The organism is Terrabacter sp. RAF57, from assembly GCF_052113925.1.
In the GTDB taxonomy this organism is placed as follows: Bacteria; Actinomycetota; Actinomycetes; order Actinomycetales; family Dermatophilaceae; genus Terrabacter.
Map to the genome: position 1 here is coordinate 1 of NZ_JBFRDT010000022.1, position 20,390 is coordinate 20,390.

Here is a 20,390-nt window from a genome sequence, read left to right on the forward strand (position 1 = left end):
GGCACCAGCACCAGCTTCACCACCGTCACCGACGAGCAGATCGCCCACGTCGAACAACTGCTCAACACCCGCCCCCGAGCCACCCTCGGCTTCCACACCCCCGCCCATAAACTCAACGAACTACTCAACGTTGCGCACACGCCCTGAAACCGCCGGGGGTCGACGGTCAGTCGAGGAGCGTGATGAGCACGACGGCGCGGCCCGCCGTGCCCGCGCGCACCTCGTCGAGCGTCGGGGGCCGGTCGACGTTGACCTTGAGGGCGACGCGGTTGGCGCGCTTGGGTCCGAGCTCCTTGAGGAGCCGGTCGAAGATCTCCGCCACGCGGTCCGGGTCCTCCTCGAGGACCGCGTGCGCCCGGCGTCGACGCCCGTCGATCGTCACCTCGAGGTCGGCCCCGCCGCGCAGGTTGGCGCGCCAGGCGCCGCCCCCGTAGGTCATCAGCTGCCCGTCGAGCTCGTGGCGGCCGACGGGGACGTCGTAGACGCGGCCAGAACGCCGTCCGGTCACGTGCAGCACGAGCAGGCCCTTGCTCGCGATGCCGTGCAGCGGAGACGACAGGAGCCAGCGCAGCACCGGGTTGACGATCTTGACCATCGCAGCGGGGGCCAGGGCCTCCTCGACCGCGGGCTTCGTCGTGTCGGTCACGGCCCCAGCATGACACCGCGGAAGCCGACGGCGAGGCCGATCGCCGAACCCGCCCCCAACCCACTCGAGTGAGCGCCCCGTCCCACTCGAGTGAGCGCCCGGTCACGCAGACGCAGGTCAGGCGGCGTGCTCGAGGGCGAGGAGGCGCTCCTTCGTCTGGAGACCGCCCAGGTAGCCGCCGAGGGACCCGTCCGACCGGAGGACGCGGTGACACGGCACGACGATGGGCAACGGGTTCGTCGCACATGCCGACCCGACGGCCCGCACGGCCCGTGGGCTGCCGGACGCCACCGCGACCTCGCCGTAGCTCTCGGTCGAGCCGTACGGGATCTCGCTCAGGTGCCGCAGCACGGTGAGCCGGAAGCCGCGTGCCAGCCGCAGGTCCAGCGGGACGTCGAAGCCCCGCCGTCGTCCCGTGAAGTAGTCGTCGAGCTCGCGCGCCAGCGGATCGAGTCGGTCGCCGCCGCGGAGGATCCGCGAGCCGACCGACGACCCGAGCGACTCGAGGACCCGGTCGTGGTCCTCGATCTCGAAGGCCACGCGTACGACCCCGAGCTCGGTCGCGGCGAGCAGGAGCGACCCGACGGGCGAGTCGACGAGGCGGTAGGTCACGTCGACGGCGGACTCCGCAGAGGCGCGGTCGACGAGGGCTGCGTGGAGGACGGCGAGGCGCTCTGCCTCTCCGGAGCCGGCCCCCGTCAGGAGCTGGATCGGGTTGTCAGACATGGGTGCTCACCCTTCCGTAGGTGGCGTACGTGGACCGGAGCCGCGCGATGCCGTCGGCTGCCGCGCGGCGCGCTGCCGCGGGCGTGCCGCCGACGATGCGGGCGACCTCGGGGTGGGGCAGGCCGGCGACGTGGTGGTAGGCCACGCAGAGGCGCTGCTTATCGGGGAGTGCGGCGACCGCCGTCCAGAGGTCCCCGTCGGGCAGGGCCTCCTCAGGCTGGTCGACGCGTGGGGCCGCGGCGTCGGGCACCGCCGCGACCGGGACCGCGTGACGGGCGCCCGCTCGGGCGACGTCGACGGCCTTGCGGTGCGCGATGGTGACGAGCCACGCCCGGACGTTCGCGTCGTCGGGCAGGTCGGGCCACGCGCGCAGGGCCGAGAGGAAGGTCTCGGACCACGCGTCGTCGGCCTCGATCGGGCCGAGCACGGCGCGGCAGACGCGCAGCACGACGGCCCCGTGCTCGGTGACGGCCTGCTCGAACGGTCGCTTCATGCCCTGTAGACGCTCCGGCCCGCGGAAGTGTGAGGTCCCAGTGTGACGGACGGGGCGGCGCGCTCACTCGAGTGGGGCGGGGCGCTCACTCGAGTAGGGGAAGGGTCAGAAGAGGCGGCCGGAGTCGGCGGCGGGGGGCTCCTCGAGCGCGAGGAGGAAGCGCTTGCGACCCAGCCCGCCGGCATACCCCACGAGGGAGCCGTCGGCGCCGATGACGCGGTGGCACGGCACGACGACGGCGATCGGGTTGCGGCCGTTGGCCGTGCCGACGGCCTGGGCGAGGTTGCGGTCGCCGAGCGCCCGCGCGAGGTCGCCGTAGCTGCGCGTCTCGCCGTAGGGGATCTCGCGCAGCAGCCCCCACACCTTCTGGTGGAAGACGTCCCCCCGCGGCGCCAGCGGGAGGTCGAACTCGGTCAGGGCGCCGGTGAAGTACGCGGCGAGCTGGACCGCCGCGGCCGCGAACGGCTCGTCGGCCGGGTCACCGGCCTCGCCGAGCACCTCGGGGTCGTCAGGGCGGTACTTCGCGGCGTCCATGAGCAGGTGCGTGATGGCGCCGTCCTCGGCGACGACGGTCAGCTCGCCGATGGGCGAGGGGAGGACGACGTGCGCACGGCTCATCCCTGCTCGTCGCCTCGCGTCGCCGCCCCGTGGGACGCGACGATGTCGTCGTGGGTCGGGATGGGGAACTCGGCCGCGTAGTCGCCGTAGGCACGGGGGTCCTCGGACGGCTCGAGGTGGCAGGTCAGGGCGATCTCCCCGAACTCGCGGTGGACGGCCTCCTCGACCTCCTCCATGAGGTCATGCCCCTGCTGCACCGTCCACGCGCCGGGCACGAGCACGTGCACCTCGGCGAAGCGGTGGTGGCCGGAGACGCGGGTGCGCAGCGCGTGGAAGTGGACCTCGCGCGTGACGAACCGGGCGAGGATCTCGGCGATCGCGCTGTTGTCCGCCTTGGGCATCGAGATGTCCATGAGGCCCTCGGTGGACTCGCGGATGAGCTTCCAGCCCGTCCAGACGATGTTGATGCCGACGAGGAACGCGATGACCGGGTCGAGGCGTGCGATGCCCGTGAGGGCGACGAGGACGACCCCGATGACRACCCCCGCGGACGTCCAGACGTCGGTCATGAGGTGCTTGCCGTCGGCCGTCAGCGTCAGCGAGCGGTAGCGGCGCCCGGCGCGCAGCAGCACGACGGCCACCACGCCGTTGACCGCCGAGGCGACGACCGAGATGGCCAGACCGAGACCGACGTTCTCGATCGGCTGCGGGTGCAGGAAGCGCTCGACCGCGGTGTACATGATGACGAGAGCCGCGACGAAGATCATCATCCCCTCGACGGCCGCCGAGAAGTACTCGGCCTTGGTGTGGCCGAAGTGGTGGTTCTTGTCGGCCGGCATCGCCGCGACCTTGAGCGCGATGAGCACGGCGATGGCGGCGACGAGGTTGACGACCGACTCGGCCGCGTCGGACAGCAGGCCCACCGAGCCGGTGATGCGCCATGCGATCACCTTGAGCGTGATGGTGACGATCGCAGCCGCGATCGAGAGGTAGGCGAACCGGCTCAGGTCGCGGGTCTGGGGCGCGCGTCCGGACGGCGCGGGCGCGTGGGGCGGGTCCGACGTGGGACCGACGTTCGCTGACACGACCCCAGTGTCGCAAAGGGCACCGACGATCGGCGAGGTGGCGCTCATCCCTGGACGCCGGGCCGGGTCTGGTGGCGATCGACAGAGACCGGGTAGGGGGAGTGGTATCCGACTGACGGCGAAAGGAGCCCTGACATGGGTACCGAAGACAAGGCCAAGAACATGGGTGAAGACCTGAAGGGCAAGGCCAAGGAAGCCACCGGAAAGGTCACCGACAACGAGCGACTCGAGGCCGAAGGCAAGACTGATCAGGCCTCGGCGGACCTCAAGCAGCGGGGCGAGCAGCTCAAGGACGCGGGCGAAGACGTCAAGGACGCCTTCAACCGCTGACCTTCCGGAGCGGGGTGGGCCGGTCCCGACGGGGGCCGGCCCACTGCTCTGTCCGGCCGCGCCGGTCGACGAGGGCGTATGCCGTCCGGCCCGGTCGCGCGGTCGCGGGACCTTCGACCCCTTGTCAGCAGGGCGCCCGTCGGTGAGGCTCGTGGGGACGCACGATCGCCGACCCCTCGAGAGGCCCCGCCGTGACGACGACCCAGACCCCGACGACCGCCACCGTGCCGGCCCCGACCGCCGACGAGATCGCCTCGATGGACGCGTGGTGGCGGGCCAGCAACTACCTGACGATCGGGCAGATCTACCTCAAGGACAACGCGCTCCTGCGTCGGCCGCTCGTGCCGGACGACATCAAGCCGCGCCTGCTCGGACACTGGGGCACGAGCCCCGGGCTGTCCTTCGTCTACGCGCACCTCTCGCGCATCATCCGGCACACGGGTCAGCAGGCGATCTACCTCACGGGTCCCGGCCACGGTGGCCCCGCGCTCGTCGCGGCCGGCTACCTCGAGGGCACGTACTCGGAGATCTACCCGAAGGTGACGTGCGACGAGGACGGCGTGCGTCGCCTCTTCCGCCAGTTCTCGGCGCCCGGCGGCATCCCGAGCCACGTGTCCGTCACGACGCCCGGGTCGATCCACGAGGGTGGCGAGCTCGGCTACGTCCTCGTCCACGCGTTCGGTGCCGTCATGGACAATCCCGACCTCCTGGCGCTCGCCGTCGTCGGTGACGGGGAGGCCGAGACGGGGCCCCTCGAGGGCTCGTGGAAGGGCATCTCGTTCCTCAACCCGCGGCGCGACGGCGCGGTGCTGCCGGTCCTGCACCTCAACGGCTACAAGATCGCCGGGCCGACGGTGCTCGGACGCAAGGACCCGGCGGAGGTGCGCGGCCTCCTCGAAGGGCACGGCTACGACGTGCTCGAGGTCGAGGGTGACGACCTCCCGGGCATGCACGAGCGCTTCGCGGAGACGCTGGCGACGGCATACGGTCGGATCCGCGCCATCCAGCAGGAGGCACGGGAGGATGGCTGGACGATGGGGAAGCGGCCGCGGTGGCCGCTCATCGTGCTCCGCACGCCGAAGGGGTGGACCGGGCCGGCGGAGGTCGACGGCGTTGCCGTCACCGGCTCGTGGCACTCCCACCAGGTCCCGCTCTCGGGTGTCAAGGACAACTACGAGCACCTCGCGGTCCTCGAGACCTGGCTGCGCTCCTACCGGCCCGAGGAGCTCTTCGACGAGTCGGGAAGGCCGACCGATGTCGTGCTGCAGGCGAACCCGGAGGGCGACCTGCGGATGAGCGCCTCGCCGCACGCGAATGGCGGGGTCCTCAGCACCGAGCTCGACATCCCCGACTTCCGCGACTTCGCACGGGACGTGCCCTCGCCGGCAGCGGTCCGGGAGGAGTCGACGCGCGCCCTCGGCGAGCTGATGCGCGAGCTCTACGTGCGCAACCCGACGACGTTCCGGCTCTTCAGCCCCGACGAGACGAACAGCAACCGGGTCGGCGCCGTCTTCGACGTGTCCGACAGGATGACGGCCGAGCGGGTGCTGGAGCAGGACGAGAAGCTCTCGCACGACGGGCGGGTCATGGAGGTGCTCTCGGAGCACTCGTGCCACGGCTGGCTCGAGGGCTACACGCTGACCGGCCGGCACGGGCTCTTCGCGACGTACGAGGCCTTCGCGATGGTGAGCGCCTCGATGACGGTGCAGCACAGCAAGTGGCTGCAGGAGGCCAACAAGCTCGACTGGCGGGCCAAGGTGCCGAGCCTCAACATCCTCCTGACGTCGACGGCGTGGCGCAACGACCACAACGGCTTCTCGCACCAGGGACCCGGCCTCATCCAGACGGTGCTCAACGCGCGCGGCGAGGTGTCCCGGATCTACCTCCCGCCGGACGCGAACTGCCTTCTCTCCGTGGCCGATCACTGCTTCCGGTCGAAGAACTACGTCAACCTCGTCGTCATCGACAAGCAGCCGCAGCCGCAGTGGCTGACGATGGAGGAGGCCGTCGCCCACTGCGCGGCCGGCGCGGGCATCTGGGACTGGGCCGGCACCGACGACGGCGACCGCGACCCCGACGTCGTGCTCGCCTGCGCGGGCGACGTCGTGACGATGGAGGTCGTCGCCGCGGCCCAGATCCTCAAGGAGAAGCTGCCGCAGCTGCGCGTGCGCGTCGTCAACGTCGTCGACCTCATGACCCTGCCGCGCGTGCGCAGCCACCCGCACGGCATGGACGACGTGCGCTTCGGCGAGCTCTTCACCGACCACGTCGACGTCGTGTTCGCCTTCCACGGCTACCACGGCGCCATCCACCAGCTCGTCCACGGGCGGCCCGACGCCGACCGCTTCCACGTGCGCGGCTTCAGCGAGGAGGGCACGACGACGACGCCGTTCGACATGGTGGTGCGCAATGGCGTCGACCGCTACTCCCTCGTCATGGACGCCATCAACAACGCCGGTCGCCAGGTGCGTGGCTCGAGCGAGGTCAAGGCCTGGTGCCAGGCCGAGCTCGACAGGCACCACGAGTACATCGTCGAGCACCTCGAGGACATGCCCGAGGTGCGTGACTGGGTCATGACGACGGTCGTCGAGGACTGACCGCCCGCCACGACGGCAGAGGGCGTATGCCGCCCACTCGGGTGGGCGGCATACGTGGACTCGTCAGTCGCGCCGGGGTGCGATGACGACGTCGATGCTGTTGTCGCGGAAGGCTTGCAAGGCCACGGGATCGGCGGACTCGTCGGTGACGAGCGTCCACGTGCGTGGCATGACGGCCCAGGCGTGGAAGGGCGACTGGCCGAGCTTGTCGGCGTGCGCGAGGACGTAGGTGTGCTCGGCCCGGCTCATCATCAGCTCCTTGAGCCGGGTCTGCTCGAGGTCGGCCTCGCAGATGCCGCGCTCGGCGTGCACGCTGTCGGCGCCCATGAAGGCCCGGTCGAAGCTGAGGCGCTGGACGGCGGCCTCGGCGAGCGGCCCGACGAAGGCCTGGCTCAGCGGCCGCAGCCGGCCGCCCAGGGCGATGACGTCGATGCCGACGCTGTCGGCGAGGGTGCCCATGGCGCTGATGCCGGCCGTGACGACGGTCAGCTCGGTCAGCTCGGGCGTCTTGGTGATGGCGTCGGCGAGCGCGCCCATCGTCGACCCGGCGTCGAGGAGCACCGTCTCCCCGGGCTCGATCTGGTCGGCGGCCCAGCGGGCGATGTCCCGCTTCGCCGCGTGCGCCTCCCCGAGACGCTGGCGCAGTGAGGCCTCGGGATGGTGGGCCAGGCTCATCACTCCGCCGTAGGTGCGGGCCAGCTTGCCCTGGGCGGTCAGCTTGGCGAGGTCGCGCCGGATCGTCGACGCGGTGACGCCGAGCTGGTCGGAGAGCTCCTCCACGCTCGCGAGCCCACTGGTGGTGGCGAGGCGGACGATCTCGCCCCGACGCGTCTGTGCGGTGTGCTTCGCCACGCTGGGCACCTTAGGCGTCCACGGGCCGTGGCGCCATCTCCGCGCCGAGGCGCAGCGCCTCGATCATCGAACGGTGGTCGGCGATGCCGGTACCGGCGATGTCGAAGGCCGTGCCGTGGTCGACCGACGTGCGGATGACGGGCAGACCGATCGTCACGTTGACACCCGCCTCGAGGCCGAGCACCTTGACCGGCCCGTGGCCCTGGTCGTGGTACATCGCGACGACGAGGTCGTAGTCGCCGCGACCGGCGAGGAAGAAGAGCGTGTCGGCCGGCAGGGCGCCGTGCACGTCGATGCCGTCGGCGCGGCAGACCTCCACGGCGGGGTCGATCTTCTCGGCCTCCTCGCCGTAGCCGAAGAGGCCGTTCTCGCCGGCGTGCGGGTTGATGCCGCAGACGCCGATCTTCGGGGTCGGGTTGCCGGCGTCGACGAGGGCCTGGTGGCCCCGACGGATGACGCGCTCGACGAGACCGGGCTCGATGCGGTTGACGGCATCGATGAGGCCGATGTGGGTCGTCACGTGGATGACCTTGACCCTCTCGGTCGAGAGCATCATCGAGACCTCGGGCGTGCCGGTGAGGTGGGCGAGCAGCTCGGTGTGGCCGGGGAAGACGTGGCCGCCGGCGTGCAGCGCCTCCTTGTTGAGCGGCGCGGTGCAGATCGCCTGGACCTTGCCGGCCATCGCCAGCTCGGACGCGACGCGGATGTAGTGGTAGGCGGCGTCGCCGGCGACGGCCGACAGCTGCCCGAAGGGGAGGTCCGCCGGCAGCAGCGCGAGGTCGATGACGTTGATGCGCCCGGGGATCTCGCTCGCCTCCTCGACGTCGTCGATGGTGACGATGTCGACGGCGACGTCGGCGATGTCAGCGGCCTGCTTGAGACGCAGCGCGTCACCGACGACGACGACGCGCGCCATCGTCGCCACGTGCGGGTCGGCCAAGGCCTTGACGATGATCTCGGGGCCGATGCCGGCGCCGTCTCCCATGGTCACGGCGATGCGGGGAAGGGCGACGCTCATGAGTTCTCCTCGGTGGTCGCGCCGGGGGTGGCGCGGGGTGCGGTGGTGGTCGATGAGGTGCGGAGGTGCGGGGCCTGCGGCGGCACGGTGGTGGGCCCCAGCAGGTGCTCGACGACGCGGACGAGCGAGGTCGGGTCGCCGAAGCTGCCCGGGCGCGTGACGACGAACCGCCCACCGGGGCGCCGGCTCACGACGGTGCCGGTCTCGACCTCGTCGACGACGTCGAGGGCGGGCACGTCGAGGCGATCGAGGACGGCGCGGGCGGTCTCACCGCCGGAGAGGAATGCCGCGTCGAAGTGGTCGACCACGGGCGAGACCGCGGCGGCGAGGGACTCGGTCAGGGCACGTGACCGACTCGGGTCGGCGGGGGCGGCGGGGTCGAGCGCCACCACGACGACAGCGTCACGGGAGTGCTCGGCGAGCTGGACGCCTACGGCCCCCGGGTGGGTCAGGAGGCGGTCGGGCTGCAGCAGCACCGTGTGCGTGGAGCGCGCAGCCGAGAGCCGCTCGAGCTGGTCAGGGAGTCCCGGCGCGCGCGAGCCGAGCACGAGCAGCATGGACCGCACGGACCCGACGGACCCGAAGGACGCTGGGGGCCGCATCGCAGCCGCCGTTTCGGCGCCGCGGCCCTCAGAGGGTGTGTTGTCGGTCTCCGGGCCCGCCGTCCCAGGGCCCCGGCGCTGGTCCGGCGGGAGGGCACGGACGGCGGCGTCGGCCAGGGCTCCGGACCCGACGAGGAGCGTGCGGCCGTCCTGCCCGGCGCTCGCGGCGACGGCGGCGGCGTGGACGACATCGAGGTCGGCGTCCGTCACGGCGTCGCAGACCGCGACGAAGCCGGTGCCCGCGGCCTCGTCGAGGGCCGCCGTGACGGCCTCGACGCCGCGCAGCACGGTGGTGTGCGGGACGAGCACGGTGGCCAGCGGGTGCAGGGCCGCGGCCACCCGGTCCGGCGCCGGGGTCGGCTCGACGGCCCAGAGGTCGGTGTGGTGCAGCGGCGTGCCGCCGACGTGGAGCACGCCGTCGACGACGACACGCTCGAGCGCGGGGTTGGCGACGGCCACGACCGGTGTGCGCTGCAGCTCCTCGGCGAGGGCGGCGACCTCCGCGGCGACGTGTCCCCGGAGCAGCGAGTCGACCTTCTTGACGACGACCGGTGCCGTCGTGACGAGGGCTGCGGCTGCGCGAACCGCGCGCACGGCCTCCGCGTGGGGGAGACGGCGCGAGTCGGTGTCGACGGTGAGGACGGCGAGTGGGTCGTCGGCGCCGGCCGGGGTGCTCGCGTCGGGTCGGCGACCGGACGCGGCTGCGATGGCCGAGGACGAGTCCGAGAGAACGACCGTGCTGCGCGAAACACGCATGAGAGCGTGGGATGCGCACTCTGCGGCGCCGCTCAGATCATCGGCGACGATGCCCAGGGCGAGTGCCTTCACGTTCTCCTCCTCATGGTCTTTCCTGCGCGTTTCGTGCTGTGCGACAAGGAGATTGGCGACCCTGCAGATGGTGGTGAAGGGTGCTGCGGTGTGCTGCGGGAGTGCGCCGGACGGCATACGACCAACCGCCCCTTCACAAAAAACGCTACAGGTATTGCGCGAATCGCGCAATGGTGCGAAGGTGGTCCAACCCGAGGGGCGCAGCGTGCGCCGCCGACGGGGAGGCCACCGCTCAACGAGGAGTCCCGATGCCCCAGCAGCCCGCTCTGCTTCCCACGTCTGACCAGCCGACGCGGGAGGTCTCGCGTCGCTCGATCCTCAAGCTCGCCTCGCTGGCCGGCGCCGGAGCGCTCTTCGCTCCCGCGCTCGCCGCCTGCGCCGGGCCCAAGTCCGCCACCACCGCGAGCACTGCCGGGGCAGGGGCCGCGGGGGGCACACTGAGCATCGTGCTCAACCGCAACCTGGTCAGCCTCGACAACAAGCTGAACCAGTACGACGCGGCCGTCACCGTGCAGCGCGCCGTCCGTGAGGCCCTGACGAAGATCGGCGACAAGCTGACCCCCGAGCTCGTCCTCGCCGAGTCGTTCGAGCAGACCAAGCCCACCGAGTGGACGGTCAAGCTGCGCAACGACATCCACTACTCCGACAAGTCGAAGGTCACGGTCGAGGACGTCGAGACCGCGCTCAAGCTCTACTTCGAGGTCAAGGCCGGCTACGTCGCCTCGCAGTTCCCCGAGCAGCCGACCTTCACCAAGGTCGACGACACGACCTTCACCCTGACGACCAAGAGCCCCGTCGTCTCGCTCAACTCGCTGATGTCCAACATCCTCATCACGCCGGCCAAGGACAACAAGGCCGAGGAGCTCGGCACCGGCCTCGGCACTGGACCGTTCACCATCGCGAGTGCCGACTCCGGCACCGGCACCTACCGCCTCGTGCGCAACGACAACTACTGGGGCACGCCGGCCAAGCTCGAGACGGTCAACGTCAGCTACCAGGAGGAGGAGGGCGCGCGCGTCATCGCCATCACCTCCGGCCAGACCGACGTCATCGACACCATCACGCCCGAGTCCGCGACGTCGCTCAAGACGAACTCCGACATCGACGTCATCGAGACCCCGGGCACGCGCCTGATCCACCTCTTCTACAACTTCCGCAAGCCGGCCGGCAGCCCGCTCGCCAACCCCAAGGTGCGCGAGGCGCTCTCCTACGCCGTCGACCACGAGTCGCTCATCAAGGCGCTCATGAACGGCCAGGTCAACTCGGCCGAGGGTGTCGTCCCGACGACGCTCGCGGGCTTCGCGAAGACCGGTGAATACGCGTACGACCCCGCCAAGGCCAAGCAGATGCTCGCCGACAACGGCGCGTCCGGGCTCAAGGTGCGCATCATCTGGGAGGACTCCGAGTTCGCCGGTGCCTCGCGCGTGCTCGAGGCCATCTCGCAGATGTTCGCGGCCGTCGGTGTCACCGCCGAGCTGAAGATGATCCCCAAGGGCGGCGAGATCAACGCCTGGCGTCGCGGCGAGGCCGGTGACTGGGACATCCTCGCCAACGGCTACGGCAACCAGACCGGGCTCGCGCTGACCAACCTGCAGGGCCAGTACGGCGGCACGGCGGAGAAGGAGAAGACGCGCGACACCTACCACGGCTTCGTCGTCCCCGAGATCACCGCACTGCTCGACCAGGCCGCCGCCGAGAGCGACGAGGCCAAGCGCAACGACCTGCTCAAGCAGGCCCAGGAGAAGATCTGGGCGCAGTGGCCCGCCGTGTGGGCCTGGACGCCGAACAACGTCCTCGCCAAGCGCAAGCGCGTCCAGAACCTCAACCTCCGGGCGACGAACTCCTACGACCTCGCCGCCGTGACCGTCTCCGGCTGATCCCAGCCGACCAGACCAAGGTGATCCCATGCTCACGTACGTCCTCAAACGAGTCGGCCAGACGGTCCTGACGGCCTTCCTGGCCGTGGCGACCGTGTTCGTCCTGCTCCGCATGGCCCCGGGCGACCCCGCGGCCAACTATGCGCCGCCGAACCCGAGCTCGGAACAGCTCGAGGCGATCCGCCAGCAGTTCGGGCTCGACCAGCCGATCCCCGTGCAGTTCTGGACGTTCCTGCAGCACCTGTTCCAGGGCGACGTCGGCACGTCGTTCTTCTTCAAGCGCCCCGCGCTCGACGTCGTCCTGGAACGCCTGCCCTACACGATCACCCTCGCGGTCGCGGCGATCGTCGTCACGTCGGTCGTCGCGATCCCGTTGGGGGTGTGGATGGCGCGCCGCAACAACACGGCTCCCGAGCTGGGGGCCAACATCGGCACCATCGCCGGTCAGTCGATGCCGGACTTCTGGATCGGCTTCGTGCTGCTCATCCTCTTCGCCGTGAACCTCCACTGGTTCGCACCGTCGGGGTTCGACTCGGCCGCCTCGATCATCCTGCCGACCCTCACGATCGCGATCCTCCAGATCGCGCTCATCTCCCGGCTCGTGCGCCGGGAGATGGTCGTCAACCTCGCGTCGCCCTACCTGACCGTCGCACGGTCCCGCGGGGTGTCCGAGCGGGCGCTGACCTGGCGCTACGCCTTCGCCAACGCCGCCCTGCCGGTCGTGACCGCGCTGGGCACACGCTTCGCGGCGATGCTCAACGGCGTCGTCATCGTGGAGGTCGTCTTCAACTGGCCGGGCGTCGGCGAGCTCGTCGTCAACGCGCTCAAGCAGCGCGACTTCCCGCTCATCCAGGCGACCGTCCTCGTCACCGTGCTCCTGGCGCTCGCCGTGCAGCTGCTCGTGGACCTGCTCTACCCGCTCATGGACCCGCGGGTCCGACTCGGAGAGGCCAGCTCATGACCACCTCGACGAACCTGCCCGGCCACCCGCAGGTCCCGAACCTCGCCGAGGTCCCCGGCTCCATCCTCGGCCGCGAGTCGGCCGTGACGAAGGTGCTGCTGCGCCGGTCGGCGGCGGCCCGCCGGGCCCGCTACAGCACCGTGAAGATCTGGGTCGGGGCGATCTGCGCCGGTGTGGTCGTCCTCCCCGTGGTCCTGGCCAACGTCCTCCCGCTGCCCGACCCGATCGTCGGCCGGCTGAGTGAGTCGTCGCTGCCACCGTTCAGCGCGGGCCACCTGCTCGGCACCGACCCCAACGGACGCGACCTGCTCTCGCGCATCCTCCACGGCGGTCAGACGTCCCTCGTGATCGGCTTCCTCGCGATCTTCGTCTCGGGGCTCTTCGGCATCGTCGCCGGCGCAGCCGCCGGCTACTTCGGCGGCTGGGTCGACACGATCATCTCGCGGTTGCTCGAGGCGCAGATGGCACTTCCGCTGCTGCTCATGCTGCTCCTCGTCGTCGCCCTCTTCGGCCCGTCGATCCCCGTGATCACGCTCGTCATCGCCTTCGCCCAGTGGCCGGAGCCGGCGCGCATCACCCGCGCCCTCGTGCTCGTCGAGCGGGAGAAGCCGTACGTCGCGGCCGCGCGGGTGCTCGGACTGCCGAAGCTCTCGATCCTCAGCCGGCACGTCGTCCCCAACATCCTCCAGCAGGTGCTCGTCGTCGTGCTCCTGCTGCTCGCCCAGGCCGTGCTGCTCGAGAGCGCCCTGTCGTTCCTCGGAGCGGGCGTCCAGCGGCCGTACCCCACGTGGGGCGGCATCATCTCCGACGGACGCGAGCTCTTCGTCACCGGCAAGCCCTGGCTCGTCACCGTGCCCGGCGTGGCCATCGCGCTGCTCGTCGTCGGCGTCAACCTCGTCGGAGACGGCCTGCGCGACCGGGTGCGACGCGCGAAGGGAGACCAGACATGAGAGTCCTCGAGGTCACGGACCTGCAGGTCGAGCTGCTGACCGGCACGAGCGTCGTGCGTGCGGTCGACGGCGTCAGCTTCCACATCGACCAGGGCGAGACGGTGACGATCATCGGCGAGTCCGGCTCGGGCAAGTCGACGACGGCGATGGCGATCCTGCGCCTGCTGCCCGACGACCTCGCGGTCATCTCGGGCGAGGCCCGCATCGGCGGCCAGGACGTCACTGGCAGTCGGAAGGTCATCGACAAGCTCCGCGGCCGGGCCGTGGCGCTCATCCCGCAGGACCCCATGACGGCCCTCAACCCGATCCGCACCATCGGCCGGCAGATGACCGAAGCCGTCCGCATCAAGTATCCCGACCTCGGCCGGGCCGGGGCGAAGGCGCGGGCCCTGTCGCTCATGGAGCAGGTGCACATCCGCAACCCCGCCAAGCAGTTCGACGCCTACCCGCACCAGCTCTCGGGCGGCATGCTCCAGCGCGTCCTCATCGCGATGGCGGTCTCGACCGACGCCGACCTCATCGTCGCCGACGAGCCGACGAGCGCGCTCGACGTCACGGTGCAGGCGGGCATCCTCGACCTGCTCCTCGAGCTGCAGGAGCAGACGGGCATCGCGCTGCTGCTCATCACCCACGACCTCGGCGTGGCGAGGCTCATGAGCGACCGCGTCCACGTCATGAAGGCGGGCGCCTTCGTCGAGGGCGGCCCGGTCACCGACGTCGTCGACCACCCCGAGCACCCCTACACCCAGAAGCTGCTCGGAGCGATCCCCGAGCTCGGCCCCTGGGAGGACCCGGGCGCCCGCGAGCCGCTCGTCAAGGAGGCCAGCCATGGCTGAGGACCTGCTCACCGTCAGCAACCTCGTCGTCGAGTACGGCACCGGCAAGGACGTCTTCCGCGCCGTCGACGACGTGTCCTTCAGCGTCCCGCGCGGCGGCACCCTCGCCATCGTGGGGGAGTCCGGCTGCGGCAAGTCGACGATCGCCAAGGCGCTCGTCCGGCTGCTGACGCCGACCTCCGGTGTCATCGACCTCGACGGCACCGACCTCGCTCGGCTCTCCGAGAAGCAGCTGCGCCCGATCCGCCACCGGGTGCAGATGGTCTTCCAGGACCCGTACGGCTCGCTCGACCCACACCTGACGGCGCAGGAGATCGTCGCCGAGCCGATCCGGGTGCGCGGGGAGAAGTCGCGCCAGGCCCAGCGCGACAAGGCGGCTGCGCTCATCGAGCGGGTCGGACTGCCGCGCACGGCCCTCGAACGCAAGCCCCCCGAGTTCTCCGGCGGGCAGCGCCAGCGCATCGGCATCGCCCGGGCGCTCGCGTCCGGTCCGGAGCTGCTCGTCTGCGACGAGGCGACGAGTGCGCTCGACGTCTCCGTCCAGGCACAGGTCCTCGAGCTGCTCGCCGACATCCAGGCCGAGACGGGCCTGACCTACCTCTTCATCTCGCACAACCTCGGCGTCGTCCGTGCCATCTCGCAGGACACGGTCGTCATGCGCGCCGGCCGGATCGTCGAGAGCGGGCGCACCGACGACCTCCTCTCGCGGCCGCAGGAGGAGTACACCCAGCGTCTGCGCCGCTCCGCGCTCGAGCCGGGGCTCATGACCGGCATCAAGCCGCGTCACCTCATCCGCCACATCGCCGCCTCCCGCACGGCCGAGACCGAGAAGGCCTCATGACCACCGCAGCCCTCCCGACCACCGACCTGCCCGGTCTCGACCGACCGCTCTCGCGACTCGTCCTCGGGACCATGACGTTCGGCGACACCGTCGACGTCGACACGGCCCGCACCATGGTCGACACCGCGCTCGACGCCGGCATCACCTCGATCGACACCGCCAACGGGTATGCCGCCGGGCGCAGTGAGGAGATGCTCGCCGAGATCCTCGTCGGCCGGCGTGACGCCGCGACGATCGCGACCAAGGCCGGCATCTACCCCGGCGACGCGGGTGACGCCCCGCTCCTCTCGGCCGCAGGCCTGCGGGCCTCGCTCGAGGCCAGCCTGCGCCGGCTGCGCACCGACCACGTCGACGTCTACTACCTCCACCAGCCCGACCGCTCGGTGCCGATCGACGAGACCGTCGCTGCCCTGGGCGAGTTCGTCAAGGAGGGCACGGTCCGCGCGATCGGTGTCTCGAACTTCTCGGCCTGGCAGATCGGCGACGTCTTCGCGGCGTGCGACGCCCTCGGCACGCCACGACCGATCCTGGGCCAGCAGCTCTACAACCTCGTCGCCCGTCGCATCGAGGCGGAGTACTCCGAGTTCGCGACGAGCAAGGGCCTGGCGACCATCGTCTACAACCCGCTCGGCGGCGGCCTGCTCACCGGACGCCACTCCTTCACCGAGTCGCCGGGCGAGGGGCGTTTCGGCTCGTCGGCACTCGCGGCGATGTACAAGGACCGCTACTGGAACGCCGAGACGTTCGCGGTCATCGAGGCCCTCGGCGCCATCGCGTCGGAGGCCGGCATCACCCTCCCCGAGCTGTCGCTGCGCTGGCTGCTGAGCAAGCCGGTCGTGACGTCGGTGCTGCTCGGGGGATCCAAACCACACCAGTTGGAGGCCAACATCACTGCTGCACAAGCCGGTCCGCTCCCCGACGACGTCATCGCCGCGTGCGACGAGGCAGGCCTGGCGATCGCCGGGTCCATGCCGGGGTACAACCGATGAGCGGCGGAGACACGGCGATGGGGCGCAGCCGCGAGCGGGTGCTCGACTACGCCCGCAGGGTCCGGGCCTGCGAGACGATCCTCGGCTACTGGGTCATCATCGACTCCCCGGCGTCGACGGAGCGGCTCGCCCGTCTCGGCTACGACTACGTCTGCTTCGATGCCCAGCACGGTCTGCTCGACTACAAGGGCATCCTCGCCGGCATGACGGCCATCGACGCGGGCGGCGAGTCCGTCGGCATGGTCCGGGTCGGCGCCAACGACCCCTTCCTCATCGGGCAGGCCCTCGACTCAGGCGCAGCCGGCATCATCGTGCCCCTCGTCAACACGGCCGAGGACGCGGCCCGCGCGGTGTCGTTCGCGAAGTACCCGCCGCTGGGCATCCGCTCCTACGGCCCGATGCGGTCGCAGCTGCGGATCGGCCCGAACCCGGCAGACTCCAACGCGGCGACCGTCGTGCTCGCCATGATCGAGACGCCCCAGGGCCTCGAGAACGTCGAGGCCATCGCGGCGACACCGGGGATCGACGGGCTCTACATCGGCCCCTCCGACCTGCGCATCGCCGTGGGTGGGGCGACGTCGACCGACCCCACCGTCGACGAGGCCTTCGAGGCCGCTGTCGACCGGATCCTGGGCGCTGCCAAGGCTGCCGGCATCGCCGCAGGCTTCCACACGCCGAGCGGTGAGGTCGCCGCCAAGCGCCTCGGCCAGGGCTTCACCCTCGCCACCGTCTCATCCGACCTCATCCACCTCGAGCAGGCCGCGACGGCCCACCTCAAGGCGGCGCGGGGAGAGTCGTGAGCGTCTCCAGTGCGTCCGCCGAGGCGCTCCCGACCGACGGCGTGCTGCGCCCGCGCGACGGAGGCGGCCATACGGCATACCTCCCCACCCCGACGGTGCAGTGCCACGCCGCCAACCTCGCGTGGCTTCCGAACGGCGACCTCGCGTGCGTGTGGTTCGGCGGCACCCAGGAGGGCGTCAGCGACATCACCGCCTACCTCAGTCGTATGCCGTCCGGCGCGGACACATGGCTCCCCCCCGTGCCGCTGAGCGACGACCCGACGCGATCGGAGCAGAACCCGGTCCTGTTCACGGCGCCCGACGGCGACGTCTGGCTGCTCTACACCGCGCAGCTCGCCGGCAACCAGGACACGTCCGAGGTGCGGCGACGGGTCTCGCACGACGCTGGTGACACGTGGGAGCCGCCGACGGTGCTGCTCCCCGCGACGGGGGCCCGTGGCGTCTTCGTGCGCCAGCTGCCCGTCGTGACCGCTGGCGGCCGCATCCTGCTGCCCGTCTTCAACTGCGTCACCGTGCCCGGCGAGAAGTGGGTCGGCAACGAGGACACGTCGAGCGTGTGGTGGAGCGACGACGGCGGCGACTCGTGGACCGAGGCGCCGGTGCCGGGGTCGCTCGGATGCGTGCACATGAACCTCGTTGCACGACAGGACGGTTCGCTCTGGGCCTGCTTCCGGAGCCGCTGGGCCGACCACGTGTGGGAGACGACGTCGACCGACGCCGGCCTGACGTGGGCCGAGCCGACTCCGACCGCGCTGCCCAACAACAACTCCTCGATCCAGGCCGTCGCCGTCGGTGGCGGCGAGGTCGCGCTAGTCTTCAACCGGAGCTCGGCGCTCGACGCCACCGAACGCCGCGTGTCCCTCTACGACGAGATCGACGACGAGGGTGTCGTCGACGGACTCGACGGTCCGGTCGTCGCGGAGCCGTCGCCCGAGGCGGCCGAGGTCGCAGGTCGACGGACGGCCTTCTGGGGTGCACCGAGGGCGCCCATGACGCTGGGCCTCAGCCCCGACGACGGGCGCAGCTGGCCCGTTCAGGTGGACCTCGAGACCGGCGACGGCTACTGCATGTCCAACAACTCACGTGACGGGCTCAACCGCGAGCTGTCCTACCCCTCGGTGCTGCCCGGCCCGGACGGTGACCTGCACGTGGCCTACACCTACCACCGGCGTGCCATCAAGCACGTGCACCTGCCGGCCGACGTCGTCGACCGCCTCCGCCGGGGCCCATCCCGGTGACAGCGCCGACGCGGCCCGAGCCGGCCGCCACCCCACGCGACGGGCGCGCGACACGCACCGCGGTCGTCACAGGGGCCAGCTCGGGCATCGGTCTCGCCATCGCCCACGACCTCGTCGGTGCCGGGTGGCGCGTCCTCGGGCTCAGCCGCTCGCGCGGTGCGCTGTCGGACGCCGCCACGTGGGTGCCGTGCGACCTGGCCGACGTGATCTCGGCCGACGAGGCCGTGCGCGCGGTGCGTGGGACCGCGACCGGCGGCGTGGACGCCATCGTCCACGCCGCCGGTGTGCAGTACTCCGCCGGCGTCGGCGACCTGCGACCCGAGCAGGGAGAGCGCATGTGGGCCGTGCACGTGCGCGGCGCCGAGCTCGTCGTGGGCGGGCTCATCGGCGTCCTCGGCGACGAGGGCCGGGTCGTCCTCGTCGGTAGCCGGACCATGACAGGGGTCCCCGGCAAGAGCCAGTACGCCGCGACGAAGGCCGCCCTCGCGGCGATGGCGCGGGCATGGGCGTCGGAGCTCGCCCCGCGACGGATCACCGTCAACGTCGTCGCGCCGGGGCCCACGCGGACGGCGATGCTCGATGACCCCAACCGGGCGTCGGTGCCACCCGTCGTGCCGCCCCTCGGCCGGCTGGTCGAGCCGTCGGAGGTCGCCGCCCTGACCCGCTTCCTGCTCGAGCCGACCGGCGCGATGGTGACGGGTCAGACCATCGTCATGTGCGGCGGCGCGTCCCTGCCGTGAGCCGCGCCGGCGCGTCGGGCAGACGTCCGCGGGTCGCGCACGCGTGCACGTTCCCCGCAGGGGTGCGCGCTGCAACCCGCACCACCGAGGTGAGGGCGCACTCCCGGGTAGGGGCCGCACTCGGCGCGCGTCCGCAGGTCGCGCGTCCCGGGCGTCTGCCGCGTGGCCGGGTCCGGCTGGCGGGTCCGGCCGGGCTGCGAGAGCTCAGGAGGTGACGTTCTCGAGAACGACGGCGAGTCCCTGACCGACGCCGATGCAGATGCACGCCACGCCCCAGCGACACCCGGAGCGCTGCAGGTCACGGGCGAGCGTGCCGAGGATGCGCCCTCCGGACGCGCCGAGCGGGTGGCCGATGGCGATGGCGCCGCCGTGACGGTTGACGATGTCGGGGTCGATGTCCCACGCGTCGACGCAGGCGAGCGACTGCGCGGCGAAGGCCTCGTTGAGCTCGACGGCCGACACGTCGGTCCAGGTGATACCGGCACGGGAGAGGGCTCGCTCGGCGGCCTCGACGGGCGCGAAGCCGAAGTACTGCGGGTCGAGGGCGCTCGCGCCGCGACCGGCGATGCGTGCGATCGGGGCGAGCCCGAGGCGCTCCTGGGCGCCGGCACTCCCGAGCAGCACCGCGGAGGCGCCGTCGTTGAGCGGCGAGGCGTTGCCGGCGGTGACGGTGCCACCCTCGGTGCGGAACGAGGTGCGCAGGCCGGCGAGGCGCTCGGCCGTCGTGTCGGCGCGGATCGACTCGTCGCGGGCGAGCTCGACACCGGGGACCGGCACGACGAGGTCGTCGTAGAAGCCCTCGGTCCACGCTGCGTCCGCGAGTCGGTGCGACCGCGCGGCGAACGCGTCCTGGCGCTCACGGGTCACGCCGTGCCGCTCGCGCAGCTGCTCAGTGGCCTCACCGAGCGACACCGTCCACTCCGACGGCATCCTCGGGTTGACGAGGCGCCAGCCGAGCGTCGTCGACGAGAGCTCGAGATTGCCCACGGGATACGGCTTCTCGGTCTTCGGCATCACCCACGGTGCTCGCGTCATGGATTCGACGCCGCCGACGAGCACGACGTCGGCGTCACCCGTCTCGATCTGCCGCGATGCGATGATCGCCGCGTCGAGGCTCGAGCCGCAGAGGCGGTTGACCGTCGTGCCCGGGACGCTCGTCGGCAGGCCGGCGAGCAGGGTCGCCATGCGCGCGACGTTTCGGTTCTCCTCGCCGGCGCCGTTCGCGTTGCCGAAGACGACCTCGTCGACGAGACCCGCGTCGGTGGTGAGGCCGGGGGACCGGTCGACGACCGCCCGCACGACGAGCGCCCCGAGGTCGTCGGGCCGGGTCGCCGCGAGGGCGCCACCGAAGCGGCCGAACGGGGTGCGGACGGCGTCGTAGACGAACGCGTCGTTCACGGTCGTGACTTCCTGTCGGAGCGGA

20 protein-coding genes are annotated in these 20,390 nt (G+C 71.4%); 11 read left to right on the forward strand and 9 right to left on the reverse strand.

What is annotated here, in order from left to right; translation table 11 throughout:
- Positions 1-166: 166 nt before the first annotated feature.
- From AB4Y83_RS19205 to AB4Y83_RS19225, 5 genes are all read right to left on the reverse strand, one after another.
- The gene (locus AB4Y83_RS19205; protein WP_442276331.1) at positions 167-646 is read right to left on the reverse strand and encodes a nitroreductase/quinone reductase family protein; all 480 of its coding nucleotides are present in this window, start codon (positions 644-646) and stop codon (positions 167-169) included.
- Positions 647-763: 117 nt separating this feature from the next.
- Positions 764-1,372 (reverse strand): methylated-DNA--[protein]-cysteine S-methyltransferase, encoded by a 609-nt coding sequence (locus AB4Y83_RS19210; protein WP_442276330.1) that lies wholly within the window; start codon positions 1,370-1,372, stop codon positions 764-766.
- A complete protein-coding gene (locus tag AB4Y83_RS19215) occupies positions 1,365-1,865 on the reverse strand; it encodes an RNA polymerase sigma factor (RefSeq protein ID WP_442297846.1) in 501 nt (166 codons plus the stop codon). Before AB4Y83_RS19215 ends, AB4Y83_RS19210 begins: the two co-directional genes overlap by 8 nt.
- Before the next feature lie 105 nt (positions 1,866-1,970).
- Entirely contained in the window at positions 1,971-2,483 is a 513-nt protein-coding gene (locus AB4Y83_RS19220; protein WP_442276328.1) for a methylated-DNA--[protein]-cysteine S-methyltransferase, read from the reverse strand.
- Positions 2,480-3,508, reverse strand: a complete 1,029-nt coding sequence (locus AB4Y83_RS19225) for a cation diffusion facilitator family transporter (protein WP_442297847.1) — start codon at positions 3,506-3,508, stop codon at positions 2,480-2,482. The genes AB4Y83_RS19220 and AB4Y83_RS19225 overlap by 4 nt, the downstream gene beginning before the upstream one ends.
- A gap of 135 nt (positions 3,509-3,643) precedes the next feature.
- Here AB4Y83_RS19225 and AB4Y83_RS19230 point away from each other — a divergent pair, with 135 nt between their 5' ends.
- Positions 3,644-3,838 (forward strand): CsbD family protein, encoded by a 195-nt coding sequence (locus AB4Y83_RS19230; protein ID WP_056771749.1) that lies wholly within the window; start codon positions 3,644-3,646, stop codon positions 3,836-3,838.
- Positions 3,839-4,029: 191 nt separating this feature from the next.
- Positions 4,030-6,435, forward strand: coding sequence for a phosphoketolase family protein (locus AB4Y83_RS19235; RefSeq protein ID WP_442297848.1), 2,406 nt, complete (start codon positions 4,030-4,032; stop codon positions 6,433-6,435).
- A gap of 63 nt (positions 6,436-6,498) precedes the next feature.
- Here AB4Y83_RS19235 and AB4Y83_RS19240 read toward each other — a convergent pair whose 3' ends face one another.
- The 3 genes from AB4Y83_RS19240 to AB4Y83_RS19250 are packed head-to-tail and all read right to left on the reverse strand — an operon-like array spanning position 6,499 to position 9,735.
- On the reverse strand, positions 6,499-7,287 hold the full coding sequence (locus tag AB4Y83_RS19240) for a DeoR/GlpR family DNA-binding transcription regulator (protein WP_442297849.1): 789 nt from the start codon (positions 7,285-7,287) through the stop codon (positions 6,499-6,501).
- A gap of 10 nt (positions 7,288-7,297) precedes the next feature.
- On the reverse strand, positions 7,298-8,305 hold the full coding sequence (pdxA, locus tag AB4Y83_RS19245; RefSeq protein WP_442276324.1) for a 4-hydroxythreonine-4-phosphate dehydrogenase PdxA: 1,008 nt from the start codon (positions 8,303-8,305) through the stop codon (positions 7,298-7,300).
- The gene (locus AB4Y83_RS19250) at positions 8,302-9,735 is read right to left on the reverse strand and encodes a four-carbon acid sugar kinase family protein (protein WP_442297850.1); all 1,434 of its coding nucleotides are present in this window, start codon (positions 9,733-9,735) and stop codon (positions 8,302-8,304) included. Before AB4Y83_RS19250 ends, pdxA begins: the two co-directional genes overlap by 4 nt.
- A gap of 248 nt (positions 9,736-9,983) precedes the next feature.
- Here AB4Y83_RS19250 and AB4Y83_RS19255 point away from each other — a divergent pair, with 248 nt between their 5' ends.
- Genes AB4Y83_RS19255 through AB4Y83_RS19295 form a run of 9 tightly spaced genes read left to right on the forward strand, consistent with a single transcriptional unit; the run spans position 9,984 to position 18,967 of the window.
- Positions 9,984-11,612, forward strand: a complete 1,629-nt coding sequence (locus tag AB4Y83_RS19255) for an ABC transporter substrate-binding protein (RefSeq protein WP_442276322.1) — start codon at positions 9,984-9,986, stop codon at positions 11,610-11,612.
- Positions 11,613-11,640: 28 nt separating this feature from the next.
- Positions 11,641-12,573, forward strand: a complete 933-nt coding sequence (locus tag AB4Y83_RS19260) for an ABC transporter permease (protein WP_056771735.1) — start codon at positions 11,641-11,643, stop codon at positions 12,571-12,573.
- Entirely contained in the window at positions 12,570-13,523 is a 954-nt protein-coding gene (locus tag AB4Y83_RS19265) for an ABC transporter permease (protein WP_442276321.1), read from the forward strand. Before AB4Y83_RS19260 ends, AB4Y83_RS19265 begins: the two co-directional genes overlap by 4 nt.
- Positions 13,520-14,359 (forward strand): ABC transporter ATP-binding protein, encoded by an 840-nt coding sequence (locus AB4Y83_RS19270; protein WP_442297851.1) that lies wholly within the window; start codon positions 13,520-13,522, stop codon positions 14,357-14,359. The genes AB4Y83_RS19265 and AB4Y83_RS19270 overlap by 4 nt, the downstream gene beginning before the upstream one ends.
- Entirely contained in the window at positions 14,352-15,200 is an 849-nt protein-coding gene (locus tag AB4Y83_RS19275; protein ID WP_442297852.1) for an ATP-binding cassette domain-containing protein, read from the forward strand. Before AB4Y83_RS19270 ends, AB4Y83_RS19275 begins: the two co-directional genes overlap by 8 nt.
- Entirely contained in the window at positions 15,197-16,189 is a 993-nt protein-coding gene (locus AB4Y83_RS19280; protein WP_442297853.1) for an aldo/keto reductase, read from the forward strand. The genes AB4Y83_RS19275 and AB4Y83_RS19280 overlap by 4 nt, the downstream gene beginning before the upstream one ends.
- Positions 16,186-16,989 (forward strand): HpcH/HpaI aldolase family protein, encoded by an 804-nt coding sequence (locus AB4Y83_RS19285; RefSeq protein WP_442297854.1) that lies wholly within the window; start codon positions 16,186-16,188, stop codon positions 16,987-16,989. Before AB4Y83_RS19280 ends, AB4Y83_RS19285 begins: the two co-directional genes overlap by 4 nt.
- Positions 16,986-18,227, forward strand: coding sequence for a sialidase family protein (locus AB4Y83_RS19290; protein ID WP_442297855.1), 1,242 nt, complete (start codon positions 16,986-16,988; stop codon positions 18,225-18,227). Before AB4Y83_RS19285 ends, AB4Y83_RS19290 begins: the two co-directional genes overlap by 4 nt.
- Positions 18,224-18,967 carry an SDR family NAD(P)-dependent oxidoreductase gene (locus AB4Y83_RS19295; protein WP_442297856.1) on the forward strand — a complete coding sequence of 248 codons (744 nt, stop codon included), beginning with the start codon at positions 18,224-18,226 and terminating at the stop codon, positions 18,965-18,967. Before AB4Y83_RS19290 ends, AB4Y83_RS19295 begins: the two co-directional genes overlap by 4 nt.
- A 204-nt stretch (positions 18,968-19,171) precedes the next feature.
- Here AB4Y83_RS19295 and AB4Y83_RS19300 read toward each other — a convergent pair whose 3' ends face one another.
- The gene (locus AB4Y83_RS19300) at positions 19,172-20,365 is read right to left on the reverse strand and encodes a thiolase family protein (RefSeq protein ID WP_442276314.1); all 1,194 of its coding nucleotides are present in this window, start codon (positions 20,363-20,365) and stop codon (positions 19,172-19,174) included.
- Between the last annotated feature and the right edge of the window lie 25 nt (positions 20,366-20,390).